Raw genomic sequence first — 13,887 nt, 5'->3', positions numbered from 1 at the left:
TGCAGAGCCGGCCTTATTTCTTTCTGTGCAACCTAATTTTTATTTAAATCAAAATATGCAACTTCCAAAAAGTGCGTGTGCAAATGTTGAAAATCTTTATCTGTTGTTATCAATGTTGCATTTAAAACACTGGCCGTCGCTGCAATCCATAAATCGTTCTTGCCCATATTTCTTGAAGAACCTGTAAGTGGTTTTTCTTCCAGTCTTCCCTGGCTGAAAGCATCTATTTCTGCGTAAGAATTTATGATTTCCTCTGTTATGAAATCGATTATTGTAAATTCTTTTGCGAATATTTCCAGCTCTCGCCTCTTGTTAAATCCCCATTTATTTTGAACAGCAAGCGATCTTAATTCTCCTATTACGACTGCTGGAATATATACATCCGAATCTGTTTCAAATATTCCAAGCTGCAATTCAATTAAATCCCAGATTGAATGTTTTCTCAAATATGCCAGGATGACATTAGTGTCCAGGACATATCTCATTTTGTCAATTGCGAAAGAAGAACTTCAAGGGGCTCCTGAATATCAATTGCATCTCTTAGAGCTTCAAGCCTTTCTTTATTTAAGCCTTTATATTGTTGTTTACTTTTCAGTTTTTCAATTCGATCTTCAAATGACAAATTTTTATCCGCTGGATTACTGATCATAGATTTCAAAGGATCATCATCTGAAAGTGTACTATAAACCAATTCGTTCATCGTAACACCAGCCAAATCAGTCGCCTGCTTTGCGGACAACGCTCCTTGCTGATAAAGTTGGCCGGCAATTGAAAGCAATACCTTCTCCTTCTCGAAATCTTCCGGCAAATGGATGGTTAGTGTTTTCATAGTATGACCAATTTAATCTATTGATTTTTACTCTAATATATCACTTTTGACCGACACTTCGACAGCATTTGTGAAATCCTCGATCAGGTCTTCAATATCTTCCAGACCAACAGAAATACGGATTAAGCCTTCTGTGATTCCTAATGACAGCTTTTCGTCTGCTTTCAGTTTCGCATGTGTCGTTGTGAACGGATTAGTAACAATTGTTCTCGTATCACCAAGATTTGAAGAAAGAGAAGCAATTTCCAGTGCATCCATAAAAGCAGAAACACGTTCAAATCCGCCTTCCAATTCTATGGTAACGATAGCTCCACCTGCTTTCATCTGCGCTTTTGCAAGTTCATGCTGAGGGTGAGACGCTAAAAACGGATACTTAACCAGTTTTACGTCCGGATGTTTTTCCAAAGCCGAAGCCAGAGCCAAAGCGTTTGAGCAATGTTTTTCCATTCTCAAATGCAGCGTTTCAAGACTTTTGCTCAATACCCAGGCATTAAACGGAGACATGGACGGTCCTGTGTGACGGCAGAAAAAGCGTACATGTTTGATGTATTCTTCTTTTCCAACCACAATTCCACCCAAAACGCGGCCTTGTCCATCCATATACTTAGTTGCCGAATGCACTACCAGATCCGCTCCGAAATCAACCGGATTTTGTAATGCCGGAGAAGCGAAACAGTTATCGACATTATATATCAGATTATGTTTTTTGCAAAGTCTGCCGATCATTTCGAGGTCAACAAGATCCAAACCTGGATTTGAAGGCGTTTCCAGGTAAACCATGCGTGTGTTTGGCGTTACAGCAGCTTCCCAATCAGCTTCGCTTGCGTCAGCGTCCAGATAGGTATAGGTAATTCCCCATTTGCTGATAATTTGTGTAATGATCTGATGGGCAGAGCCAAACAAAGCACGGCTTGCCAGAATGTGATCACCGCTTTTCAGCAATGCAGCCATACTTGCAAACACCGCAGCCATACCTGTCGCCGTTGCCACGCCATCCTCACAATCTTCAAGCACACAAACTTTATCAATAAATTCCTGAACAGAAGGGTTCGAAAAACGGCTGTAAATATTCCCTTCCTCTGTTTCTTCAAACAATGCTTTTCCTTGTTCAGCACTTTCAAAAGTGAAACTGCTGGTTAAAAACAAAGGTGTTGAATGTTCTCGGTATTGTGTTTTTTTTGTCTGGGTACGTATTGCTCTGGTCTGCTTTTTCATAGATGTAGCTGTTAGCTTGTAGCTATTAGCGTTTGGCTCGTAGTAAATACTTCTTATCTCCTGAGAGTATTAGAAACCCTCTTTTATTAAATGCTAAATTTTGCGGTTCAGTGCTAAAATCGGTCCGCCTCGCGGGTAATCGCTAACTGCCAACCGCTAAAAAAGAACCATATAAATTATTCTCAAACTTACGATGATGACGATTGTTCCAACCATGATCATCATTGTTTTTATCGGCAATTTCCGGGAAAGATTTGCTGCGATTGGCGCTGCTACCATTCCTCCCAGGATCAACCCTAAAACGACCTGCCAGTGAGAAAAACCAATCAGTGTTATAAAGGTAACCGAACTCGCCAGTGACACGAAAAACTCCGCCAGATTTACAGATCCGATCGTATATTTTGGATGACGGCCTCTTGCAATTAAGGTTGATGTTACAATAGGTCCCCATCCACCGCCACCGATTGAATCCAGCGATCCTCCGGCAAATGCCAGCCATCCGATCTGTCTGATTGGTCGCTTTTCAATCCGTTTCTTTAACGCTTTTTGAATAATAAGAATTCCCAGAATTAAGGTATATACTGCCACTAATGGCTTGATGATATAAATATATTTTTCGAGTGATGTCAATAAATAAGCACCGGAAATCGCGCCAATCACACCCGGAATCAATATCTTCTTGAATAACTTGCTGTTAACGTTACCAAATTTAAGGTGCATATAACCAGAAACGCCGCTTGTGAAAATCTCAGAAGCATGAACACTGGCACTGACTGCTGAAGGCGGAACACCCAATGTAAGCAGAAATGTTGCAGACGTTACACCATAAGCCATGCCCAAAGCTCCGTCAATCATTTGTGCTATGAAACCACCAAGTATGTAGTAGAAAAAGCTTTCATTTAATTCCAGTTCATCCCAAAGAACAGAAAGTCTGTCATAAGTGATGTAAGTGAAAATCAAATGTCCGACAATCATTAAAGCGATGGCTGCGAACAAGTTTACGCCAATTTCCGTCCGGCTTCTTTTACGCAAAGTGGCTGCCCATATTTTGTCCTGGATCCGATCCCAGGAAAACGGTGGTTTTGTATTACTTTTAGTCAGGTCGGGCGAGGTGTTTTGCAATTCAACTTTCGGAGCTACTGTATTGAATCGGGAATCTGATTCATCCGGTAGATCGGGTAAAAAAACTATCTTTCCCTGTTCTCTCGCGATAGTAGCCAAACGGCGATCCTCTTCAGGATCACCACTTGATATGTATGCGACCTGTAAGGATTCCCAATGATCCGGATCCTTAATAGCTGATGAGGGCAATGATTCTGACGAGTCCTTCAAAGTCTATCTAGTATAGTATTATGATAGAGTAAAGTATTAATAAAATAGCAAACTAATGTTTGCTGAATGAGGTGCAAATTTAGTATCAAAATGTTAGCTTTCAAAGAATAATAAGAATCGATATCGAAGATCGGCCTCTTTTAAAATAATTATACACCAGGCGCAGATTCTTTTAAGCATTCAAACATCTCAAGATCAACGCCATATTTTTTATTAAAAGTATCTTCCAAAACGTTAAAAAAGTACGCTCTCAAAGAAAGCGCACTTTATTAACTACAGAAGAAAATTATGATAAACTCTTTAAGATCGTCTGTCAGCTAAAAACTTTACGAAACAATTCCAGGCTTTTGGGAACAGCCGTTTCCGGATTTTCTTTCCCTTCCATTTCAAGAGATATGTAGCCTTTGAAATTTGCTTTGCGCAGAATATCAGCAACTTTCTGGTAGTCCAGATCCAGGTCATAAAAATGACCACCGCCATGATATGTTTTGGCCTGAACGATTGTAGCGTAAGGAGCCAGTCTTTCAAACTGTGGATACGGGTTTCCTACAAAGTTTCCCGTATCCACATTCATACCCATGGCGGGTGAAGATGAAAGCGGCTTATATATTTCCAGCAAATAATCGATATTGGATGACAAGCCCCAGTGGTTTTCAATGGCAAGCACAACGCCGGCTTTTTCTGCTGCAACAAGACATTCACCATAAGAATCGATACACCATTTTATGGCATCCTTATCAGTATATCCCTGAATCGGCGGTTCTTGTCCGTCTTTGTAATACGCGGCATCGCGCTTGACCGTCCGCCAGCTTCCCGTGTTCATACGTATACACGGAATTCCCATTTGCACAGCCAGATTTATACAGCGAATTGTATGTTCCACATCTTTCTTCCGGTCTTCTGCTTTTGGCTGAACAAAACTTTGGTGAATTGAAAGCATGGGAAGAGAAAGCCCATTGTCAAAAGCAAGCCGTTTGAGCTTGTTCATGTAGGGGATGCTTTCATCGGTCATCTGGCGGTGAAGAATCTCAACTCCGTCAAAACCAAGACGCGCTGCATCTTCGATCACTTTTTCAATCGGGTACTTCTTTTCTTCAAAATGCCAATAAGAATAAGTCGATACTGCGAGGGGAAATCTGCGTTTTGCAGCAGCAGGTTCAACAATTGCATCAGATGCCCTGATTGCAGGTGAGGCTAATACCGCCGCACCCGCCAGCGCAGTATTTTTTAACCAGTTTCTTCGGGATGAAGAAACTTCCTGAACGTGCGGATTTAAAGATTCTTCCATGGAATATTAAAGGTTAGGAATAGTGGTAAAAGATAATTAAAGGTAGGAATAGTTATTTTAAATAAAATCGCCGGGCATAAATCTTTACCCGGCGATCTGAATATTTTATGGATTTTGCTTTAAAACACTTGCGCCCATGATATCAATCTGAGCTTGCGGAATCGGAAAGTATTCGCTTTTACCTTTTACAAAGACTGCGCCGTTAAGGTATGTTCTTTTTAGTTTTTCCTTTGCAAGATATGCGTTTAAAACTACGTCTGCATTTCCCCAGCGAACCAGGTCAAAGTGGCGGTGGCCTTCCATGGCCAACTCAACACGACGCTCGAAACGAACCGCTTTTCTGGCATATTCCTGATTTGAAAATGAAGCATAAGGTTTTACCAGATAATTGGCAGCAGGTGTTCCGTCACTGTTTTTTACCACTTCCGTCGCTGCGCGTGTTCTGATCTGATTAACGATTGTCAATGCAGTTGCAAGATCATTTTCTTCAACAGCAACTTCTGCACGCATCAACAGGATATCAGCGAAACGGATTGCGCGATAATTGTTTGCATTTGCGCGGGGAGATTCTGCACCCGCATTATCACCACTGTTCGCAAAAAACTTTTTGAAAGTATAAGGTCCTGCAAAGCTTTGGTCACGGATCCAGTTTCTACCCGGATGAATTCCCCAGTTCAGGAAAGGCAAACCGCGACGGCCAACCGTCCAGTCTAATCTTGGGTCAAGCGTACCTGTATAGGGCGTGAAAGGCTCACTTGAAGCCAGACCTTCGTCATTTTTCACATCCGTATCGTTGAATGTGTCCAACAGAGGTAAGCCATCTGCATCTGTTTTGAAAGCATTTACCAGATTTTGTGAAGGCTGATAAAACCCGCAGCATCCGCCAGGACCTGAGCCATAAGGGAAGTTCAGGTTATCGCCCCAGCTTCCATTTTCTCCGCTTCCGCCATCCGCTACGGACATTTGTACTTCAAAAACAGATTCACTATTATTTTCAGTGGCAATTCTGAAGTTGTCGTGATAGTTTGGAACAAGCGAAAACGGTCCGTTTGTTACAATGTCAACAAGCAAAGGTTTGGCTGCGGTATAATCGCTTTGATACATGTGCGTTTTTGCAAGCATCGCTTTTGCAGACCATTTGCTGGCCCTTCCAGCCTGTGACTTTGTGGCAGAAAGGTTGTCGACAGCAAACTGAAAATCTGCTTCAATCATCGGCCAGATGTCTTTATCGTTTGGCAGGTTGATATAATCCGTAACAGTTTCATCTACGTAAGGGACCATGTTCCACATCTTTTTTGCTTCAAAATGATACCATCCACGCAGAAACCTTGCCTCAGCAGTTGCCTGCGTTTTTTCAGCGTCGGTCATGTCAGTAGCTTTTGCGATCAGACGAAGGGCATCGTTTGAGCGCGAAACTCCGTCATACAGAGAAACCCACTTATCATTGAATCCGCCGATATCAGCTTGCTGGATATATTTTTCGATTGTTGTGATCTGGGCAAGGTCACCCACATCACTTCCTTTGTATCCATCATCAGAAGCAACGGTTCCATAGATCCAGTTACTTACAGCTGAAAAATATGTTCCGCCAGAACCAACACCATCAAGTAAACTATATGCACCTATTAGTACTGAGTTAACACCCGTTTTGTTTGAAAGCATGGCTTCATTTCCAACACCAAGCGGTGTGGTTTCCAGAAATTTTTCTTTACAGGAAGTGATAACTCCCATGCAAACCAATGCTGTGAATATTAAAATTTTCTTTTTCATAGTATTCTGATTTTAAAAATCCGTGTCGGTTTGTTTTTCTTAGAATCCAAAGTTTAGACCAACCTGATACATTTTTGATCTTGGATAATTTCCCTGATCAACACCTAAAACCGTAGATCCCGGCGCAGAACCAACCGAAGTAACTTCCGGATCAATTCCTGAATATTTAGTAATTGTGAACAGATTTTGTCCCTGAACATATATTCGCGCACTGGTCAAACCAAGTTTGGATAATGCCTTCGTTGGTAAAGTATAACCGATTGTCAGGTTTTTCATTCTGAAATAAGATCCGTCTTCAATGAAATAACTTGAAGGTTGCTGGCTTCTGCTGTCATTCGCGTCCAGTATCGGAAGCACTGCATCAGGATTTTCAGGAGTCCATGAATCGTTCAGCATGCGAAGGCTTCTGTTACCAGCCTGGTTGTTGAAATCGGTCCAGCGTTTCACCATGTTCAGAATTTCGTTCCCTTTCACTCCCTGGAAAAAGGCTGATAGGTCGAATCCTTTATAACCTACATTCAGGTTGATGCCGTAAGTGAAATCCGGATGAGGATTGCCAAGGAATTTTCTGTCAGCATCGGTGATCACGCCGTTTCCGTCTGTATCATGGTATTTGTATTTACCTACAGCGGCATATCCCGGGTAAGTTGGTCCGGCATCCACCTCAGTCTGATTTTGGTAAATTCCGTCAATCTGCAAACCATAGAAAGAATATAATGGCATTCCTGCAACGGAGCGAGTCCAGGTATAACTACGGATTGTTGGCCCAAGAAGTACAGCAGTAGCACTGTTGTTCAGCTTTTCAACGTTGTTTTTATAAGCAGAAATATTTCCTCCGATCGAGTAGGTAAGCTCTCCGTCCAATGCTTTATTGTTAAAGTCTATCGCCAGGTCAAATCCTTTGTTGTTCATTTCACCAACGTTGACAAAAGGAATTGTTGCAGAACCTTGCGTTGCCGGCAAGCTGACCTGATACAACATATCCGAAGTTGTACGGCTGTAAACATCAAGATTAAGATTGAACATACCTTTCAGGAAAGTCGCATCCAGACCTACGTTTGTCTGTGTGGTCGTTTCCCATTTCGCATCCTGGTTTCCAAAAGCTTGTGTATCAAAACCGGACTGAACAGAACTGTTCGAGCCATCAATAGCGTAAGACGATTGGTTAAGTGTGGAACGGTAGGTACTGAAACCATTGTAATTCCCGATCTCCTGGTTACCAGTTTGTCCCCAGCCCGCTCTCAATTTCAAATCGTCGAGCCAGCTTACCGGTTTAAGAAAAGCTTCTTCCGACAATCTCCATCCTGCACTGAAAGCAGGGAAAGTTCCGTAACGGTTATTTTGTCCAAATCGTGAAGAACCATCACGTCTCACAGTTGCTTCTAATAAATAACGGTCTTTCAAAGCATAGTTGATTTTTCCGAAAATCGAGAAAAGTGACCATTCGTAACCGGCACCGGCATTATTGATACCAGCCGTTCCCGCGCTCAGGTACATATACTTAGGATCTTCTGAATAAAATGCAGTCCGTACTGCCGAGAAATCTTTTCCAGAACCTTTGATTGCTTCTGTACCTGCAAGCACATTTAACTTATGAGCTCCGAAAGTTTTTGCGTAGTTCAAAGTATTTGACCAAGTCCAGTTCACGTCATAAGCATAGGCGTTTGTCAACGAGTTGTTTGACTCGATCTCTGCTTCTTCCAAATCCAGCAACACATAAGCGGTACGGTTTGAATTTGTAAAATCGACACCGATACTAGACTTTGCAATCAGGTCTTTCAAGATATCAACCTCTACGTAAGCGTTACCGAAAGTTCTGAAAGTGTTTACGCGGTTGTCTTTGGTACGATGTAATTGAGCAACAGGGTTTGTGGCGGGCCCCAAACCAGCCGCACGGGTTGCAGCAAAATTGCCCATGATATCATAAACCGGAATAATTGAAGGAATCCGGAAACCGTTTCCAATCGGATTTCCATCCTGGTTATTTGTAGAGCTCGCCGTTCCGTTATTGCTATAATAACCCTTGTTTTCAGTATAACTCACTTCCAGATTTTCGCCAAAGCGGATTTTCTTTTTGAATAAAAATTCCGTGTTTGACCGAAGAGAATATCTGTTGAAAGAAGTATTTTTCAAGATACCATCCTGTTTGAAATAATTCAGGGAAAGGGCATAACGTCCTGTTTCGCTTCCGCCGGTTGCACCGATATTATATTCCTGGATGGCCGCATCACGAAGAATCTCTTTCTCCCAGTCTGTTCCCTGCTTGTTTGCTTTCACAATCTGGTAAAATCCGGTACGGTTGTAGTTGTAAAGTGATGGATTTGTTGCAGGATTACCTTCTGCCAAACCATACTGTGAACCAGCAAGAATATAATCCGGAACCACCGCATTTGTGCCGTTACCATACTGCTGATGCGAAGGATTACCATTTGTAAGTACGCCTGCATTTCTGCGCTGCGTCCAAAGCAGATCACCAAATTGCTGCGGGTCTATGATCAGTCCCAGATCAACTTTGCCGGTCTGTACACCAAAGCGGCTGTTGAAACTAAATTGTGGTGCTCCTGATTTTCCTTTTTTTGTTGTGATAATGATTACTCCATTCGCAGCACGTGAACCGTAAATTGAAGCCGAGGAAGCATCTTTCAAAACCTGCATCGACTCGATGTTGTTTGGGTTTATGCTGTTCAGGCCGCCTTTTGTTGGTACGCCATCGATGACGTATAATGGATCGTTATTGTTGATCGTACCAAATCCACGGATACGAACTGTCGCTTCACCACCTGGCGTATTATTGGATGTAACCGTCACCCCGGCAACGCGGCCTTGTAACTGTTGCGCCACGTTGGGTGCCGAAACCTTGGTTAGTTCTTTGGTGTCAACCGTAGATACCGATCCTGTGATATCTCTTTTAGACTGTGAAGAATAACCGGTAACAACCACCTCGCTCAATGATTTTACATCTGATTGAAGTGTGATTTCAATCATCGATTTGTTGGCAATACTGATTTCCTGAGTCAGGAAACCGATGGAAGAAACAACCAGCGTTGTACTGCCTTCCGGCAATTCAAGCGAAAAATTTCCATCACCGTCCGTTGTAGTTCCAACACTTGAGCTTCCTTTCAAAACTACTGTTGCGCCTGGAACCGTAGCTCCTGCTGCGTCAATAACTTTCCCTTTAATTGGGAAGAGAATTGATTTTAAAGTCTGGATGGATGTACCCATTCCCTCTGTCACCGGAGCTGCATTTTTAGCTGCCGGCATCCTTTTTAACAAAATCTGTTTGCCGGAAACTTCATAGGTAACCTTTAAAGGCGTAAGAAAATTATCCAGAATTGCCTCTAGTTTTTCTTCTTTGGCATTCAGGTTAACCTTGCGTTGGGACTGTATTAATTCAGGGCTGTACATGAAGTTCACACCGGAAAGTTTTCCCAGTTTTTCCAATGCCACACCAATCTTCTGCTCCCTGATATTAATTGTCAACCGGCGGTTGAGCACTTCCTGGGCGTTGCTGTCGATAGCAAACGACATCCCGGAAAATTGTATGATAATGAATAATTGTATGAGGCTGATTCTCATAATTTTAGAAAAGCTTGGGGGCCATTGTAAGGTTTTTTTCATACTTTTGAATGTTTTGATGGTTGTAAAAAAATCAGCAAAATAATTCCCTCGTCCCTTTTTGGGGACTTCATCTTAGTGCCAACATAGGTGGGGAGTTTTAGTCGGGGTGAATGATGTTGCCACATCGTTCACCTTTTTTGTTTGTTTTCAAATAGTCTGGGTTTTAGGTTTAGAAATTAGTTACAGGAATTGCCTTTAATATTTATTTTATCGCCATTGATCTGATAATCAGCCTCCAGAATTGCACAAATCCATTTCAGTTTGTTATCCAGCGGCTCGTCGCCGAGAGTTGCTGTGATGCTGCACTGTGCCATAACCTTTTCGTTGTAATCAATCCTGACTCCGTATGCTTTTTCCAGAGAAGAAAATACTTCTGAAACCGGCGTTTCATTGTAATTAAAACTTTGATTTTCAATGGGTATTTTCAGTAGGGCAGATCTCTTGGTATTTATCTTAGCAACGGTGAATTTATCCCGCTCAAATGTTGCCTGCTGGTTTGGCATCAATAATAATGCGGACAATTTTTTTCCGCTTTTGTAATCCAAAGCGTGTTTGTCATTGTTAGAAAAAACAGAAACCTTTCCGGTTTTCACAGCGACAAAAACATTTTTGCCATTTTCATTTGCACTCACACTGAAACTGGTTCCAAGAACTTTTGTTACAAGTTCATTGGCGTAGACAAAAAATGGTCGTTCAGCATCTTTGGTAACTTCGAAAAATGCCTCACCTGAAAGAACCACGACACGCTTATTGGCGTCAAATTGTTTTGGGAAACTTATCCGGCTGTTCTTTTGAAGTACCACCGAACTTCCGTCTGGCAGCTGAATGTACCTGACATGATGGTTTGAATTCACTACCTCAATAATCTCACTGCTGACTGGAAATTGTTTTTGGTTTTCAGTAAAAGTTGAATTGGAATGATAAGTTTTGTAAAATCCTAGACCAGTTGCCAATATAAAAATTACCGACGCCGCTGTTAACCAATAAGGTCTGAATAACTTGAAGGAAGGCTTGTTTGTTTTAAATGACTTTTCCCGTCGTTTTGCTATTTCCAGCGACTGGCTTACTTTGTACGCAATATGTTCATCTGAGATTCCTGCAATTTCATTTTTTGAGGTGAGCAGTTTCACACGTGCGTGGTCCAGTGCGGTCTTTTTTGAATAATCTCCATTTGTCCAGTCAGCCCAGTATCGATCGAGTTCAGGATTTTCTTCCAGAACCCAGGCTATGAAAGTCGGGTTTTCCAGTAAATCCTTTACCAATCTTTCCGTTGAGTGACTCATAAACAATAACCGTTTTAAACGTGTTTATTGTTATTATCCTTTATTGTTGTTTAGATACTCACTTGCCAAAGTATATTTTTAAACTTATTGGAATATTATAATATAATTTCGAAAAGTGAATAAAATATAAAAGAAAATGAAGGTGTAATGGGCCACATTTCTCTCAGATTCAAAAGTGCACGTTGCAGTATATTACTAACTGATTGCGGTTTTATCGCGAGCAATGTGCCAATTTCGTCAGATTTTAAGCCTTGAAAAAATCGGAGATAAATAACTTCTCTCTGACGGGCAGGAAGCTGCGTCATCAATTCCTTTACGTGATTCTTTAAATTTGTTTCATTTTCGTTTTGGATAATAATTTCCTCAGAAGAAAATTCCAGCAGGTGGTCTTCAAGTCTGCCAGTAAGCTCGAGCTCTTCGGAAAGCGGTTTTAGCGTTTTGATTATTCTGTGTCGGAAGGATTTTAACAGATAAAATTTGACGGAGGGGGTTTCGTTCAAATTTTCACGATGAAGCCATAAATGGATGAGAAGGTCTTGCAGGGTATCTTCTGCAATCTGAACATTTGGCGTGAATCTCAGGCCATAGTGAAGTAAGGTACGATAATAACGCGTGGCAAGTTCAGTATATGCCGCCTCGTTCCCATCCCGGAAACAGTCCCAAAGTATTGAATCATCAGTAAATTTTGTAATCTGAGTCAATATTAATTCTGTTGAAAGTAGACATGGTAGAATCAAAAATAGGTAAACTGTTGATTATATAAAATAGTGTTTTGTATATTATTTAAATATCAAAATTTAATTGCTTTAAACTGCAATTTATATGTATTCATAATAAAATATTTGAGTCAGGAAGGGTCGAAAATGGCTGCATTTTTCGAACGCATAAAAACTGTGGGACTATAAAATTTTTACTATTTTAAATCAATATCGATTTTTCAGAAGATTAAGGAATAGTTGAAAATTTCCGAATTGTCCAATAATAATAGACGGAGTTTATTGTTATGTGGTTTTGTACTGATGAGCCCTAAAAAACAAAAATCCCTTGAACGATACCGTCGAAGGGATTTTTGTTTTTGTATAAATTCTATTGTGCGTCTTTATAAAAACCGAATTCACTGATCGCAATGCTAACCGGCGATTTTGTAATTCTCAGTCGGAACTTTTGTCCGGTTACCGGTGCAGAAAGTTTGACCAGACGTTTTGCTCCGACACTTGTTCCGGCATGAATTTCTTTCCATTCAGTGCCTTCCCAAACATCTACTGCAAAACCTTCAATACGCTGTCCGAACTTAATATATTCTTGCAGACTGATAATATCAAACGTAATCGGCGCACTCATTTCGACTGTCACTTCCGGCGTTTTAAAATCATCATCCGTCGCCCAGTATGATTCTGGTTTTCCGTCGAGAATGTTTTTAGCGCTGTAAATTGAATTATAACCACGAACATTGACAGCTTTCGAACTCGCGCGTGTGATCAGGTTTGTGGCAAATGTATTTTTCACACGGTCACCGAAAGTTTTTAATGCTGCTACGTCGTCTTCATGTAGCTGCCCTCTTGTATCCGGAGCAAGTCCTAAATCCAGGGCAGCACCGCGCCCAACACTTTTAAAATACAGATCAAAAAGTTTTTCCGGCGTTTTTGGTTTTTGATCCGGGTGATAAAACCAGCCTTTACGCAATGGTACGTCACATTCCGCAGGAATCCACATTTTCCCGTTTCGTGTTCCACCCGGATTTTCGTCAGCATTAGCCTGTCCGGGAACTGCTACATTTGTCCCTGTTGATGGAACCGGTGTCAATGTAGCCCAGGAAGTTTCGGCGGCTTCTCCATTTTCATTGCCAACCCAGCGTATATCCCAGCCCACATCGCTGAAAATATTGGCCGTCGGTTGAAGCTTCCGCGTCAGGTTTGTCCATGTAGAATCCCATTGATAATAAGTCGTGTTATCGATCGAACGTTTTTCCTTTGCTCCGCCATAATAGCCATCTCCACCATTTGCACCGTCGTGCCACGACATAAACAATGGGCCATAATTGGTATACAACTCCCGAAGCTGTTCCTGGTAAAGGGCCAGGTATTCAGGTGTGCCATATTTTGCATTATTCCTGTCCCAAGGCGAGCAGTAAACACCAAATTTCAATCCATGTTTACGCGCCGCATCTGCGACTTCTTTAACCATATCGCCTTTTCCACCACGAAAAGGGCTTTTTGAAATATTATATTCAGTCGTTTTTGTCGGCCAAAGTGCGAAACCGTCGTGATGCTTGGCCACAAAAACAATACCTCTTAATCCGCCTGCTTTCGCTGCCAGAATAATTTGTTCAGCATTAAAATCTTTCGGATCGAAAGTTTTGGGATCTGCATCGCCAAAACCCCATTCTTTGTTTTCAAATGTTGTAGGCGTAAAGTGCATGATACCATAAACTTCCGTCTCGTGCCAGGCAATTTGCCTTGGAGAGGGCAGGGCACCATACGGTTTTGGAGGAGTTTGTGCGAAAGTATTAATGGCCGTTAACAAAAATAGGGCGGCTATTGATTTTATCATTT

10 protein-coding genes are annotated in these 13,887 nt (G+C 41.6%); all 10 read right to left on the bottom strand.

What is annotated here, in order from left to right; translation table 11 throughout:
- Positions 1 to 32: 32 nt before the first annotated feature.
- Positions 33 to 485 (bottom strand): type II toxin-antitoxin system VapC family toxin, encoded by a 453-nt coding sequence (locus AC1XUO_RS12895; RefSeq protein ID WP_483330227.1) that lies wholly within the window; start codon positions 483 to 485, stop codon positions 33 to 35.
- A complete protein-coding gene (locus tag AC1XUO_RS12890) occupies positions 482 to 829 on the bottom strand; it encodes a hypothetical protein (protein WP_483330226.1) in 348 nt (115 codons plus the stop codon). Before AC1XUO_RS12890 ends, AC1XUO_RS12895 begins: the two co-directional genes overlap by 4 nt.
- Before the next feature lie 27 nt (positions 830 to 856).
- Positions 857 to 2,044: a trans-sulfuration enzyme family protein gene (locus AC1XUO_RS12885; RefSeq protein WP_483330225.1), complete on the bottom strand. Its 1,188-nt coding sequence runs from the start codon at positions 2,042 to 2,044 to the stop codon at positions 857 to 859.
- A 156-nt stretch (positions 2,045 to 2,200) separates the two neighbouring features.
- Entirely contained in the window at positions 2,201 to 3,376 is a 1,176-nt protein-coding gene (locus tag AC1XUO_RS12880) for a sulfite exporter TauE/SafE family protein (RefSeq protein ID WP_483330224.1), read from the bottom strand.
- 313 nt (positions 3,377 to 3,689) lie between these two features.
- Complete coding sequence (locus AC1XUO_RS12875) at positions 3,690 to 4,664, bottom strand: sugar phosphate isomerase/epimerase family protein (protein WP_483330223.1); 975 nt, start codon at positions 4,662 to 4,664, stop codon at positions 3,690 to 3,692.
- A gap of 105 nt (positions 4,665 to 4,769) precedes the next feature.
- Positions 4,770 to 6,434 (bottom strand): RagB/SusD family nutrient uptake outer membrane protein, encoded by a 1,665-nt coding sequence (locus AC1XUO_RS12870; protein ID WP_483330222.1) that lies wholly within the window; start codon positions 6,432 to 6,434, stop codon positions 4,770 to 4,772.
- Between the two features lie 39 nt (positions 6,435 to 6,473).
- Positions 6,474 to 10,052, bottom strand: coding sequence for a TonB-dependent receptor (locus AC1XUO_RS12865; protein ID WP_483330221.1), 3,579 nt, complete (start codon positions 10,050 to 10,052; stop codon positions 6,474 to 6,476).
- Positions 10,053 to 10,228: 176 nt separating this feature from the next.
- Positions 10,229 to 11,335, bottom strand: coding sequence for a FecR family protein (locus tag AC1XUO_RS12860; protein ID WP_483330220.1), 1,107 nt, complete (start codon positions 11,333 to 11,335; stop codon positions 10,229 to 10,231).
- A gap of 95 nt (positions 11,336 to 11,430) precedes the next feature.
- Positions 11,431 to 12,036 (bottom strand): RNA polymerase sigma factor, encoded by a 606-nt coding sequence (locus tag AC1XUO_RS12855; RefSeq protein WP_483330219.1) that lies wholly within the window; start codon positions 12,034 to 12,036, stop codon positions 11,431 to 11,433.
- Positions 12,037 to 12,421: 385 nt separating this feature from the next.
- On the bottom strand, positions 12,422 to 13,885 hold the full coding sequence (locus tag AC1XUO_RS12850; protein ID WP_483330218.1) for an alpha-L-fucosidase: 1,464 nt from the start codon (positions 13,883 to 13,885) through the stop codon (positions 12,422 to 12,424).
- Positions 13,886 to 13,887 lie beyond the last annotated feature (2 nt).

This window comes from Dyadobacter sp. HNCC25DJ186, from assembly GCF_056895235.1.
Note: the sequence above shows the minus strand (reverse complement) of the source record. Positions and strands in the feature narration are given on the sequence as shown.

Coding starts and splice junctions, on each gene's coding strand:
- AC1XUO_RS12895 (WP_483330227.1), bottom strand. CDS start 485: ATGAGATATGTCCTGGACACTAATGTCATCCTGGCATATTTGAGAAAA.
- AC1XUO_RS12890 (WP_483330226.1), bottom strand. CDS start 829: ATGAAAACACTAACCATCCATTTGCCGGAAGATTTCGAGAAGGAGAAG.
- AC1XUO_RS12885 (WP_483330225.1), bottom strand. CDS start 2,044: ATGAAAAAGCAGACCAGAGCAATACGTACCCAGACAAAAAAAACACAA.
- AC1XUO_RS12875 (WP_483330223.1), bottom strand. CDS start 4,664: ATGGAAGAATCTTTAAATCCGCACGTTCAGGAAGTTTCTTCATCCCGA.
- AC1XUO_RS12870 (WP_483330222.1), bottom strand. CDS start 6,434: ATGAAAAAGAAAATTTTAATATTCACAGCATTGGTTTGCATGGGAGTT.
- AC1XUO_RS12865 (WP_483330221.1), bottom strand. CDS start 10,052: ATGAAAAAAACCTTACAATGGCCCCCAAGCTTTTCTAAAATTATGAGA.
- AC1XUO_RS12860 (WP_483330220.1), bottom strand. CDS start 11,335: ATGAGTCACTCAACGGAAAGATTGGTAAAGGATTTACTGGAAAACCCG.
- AC1XUO_RS12850 (WP_483330218.1), bottom strand. CDS start 13,885: ATGATAAAATCAATAGCCGCCCTATTTTTGTTAACGGCCATTAATACT.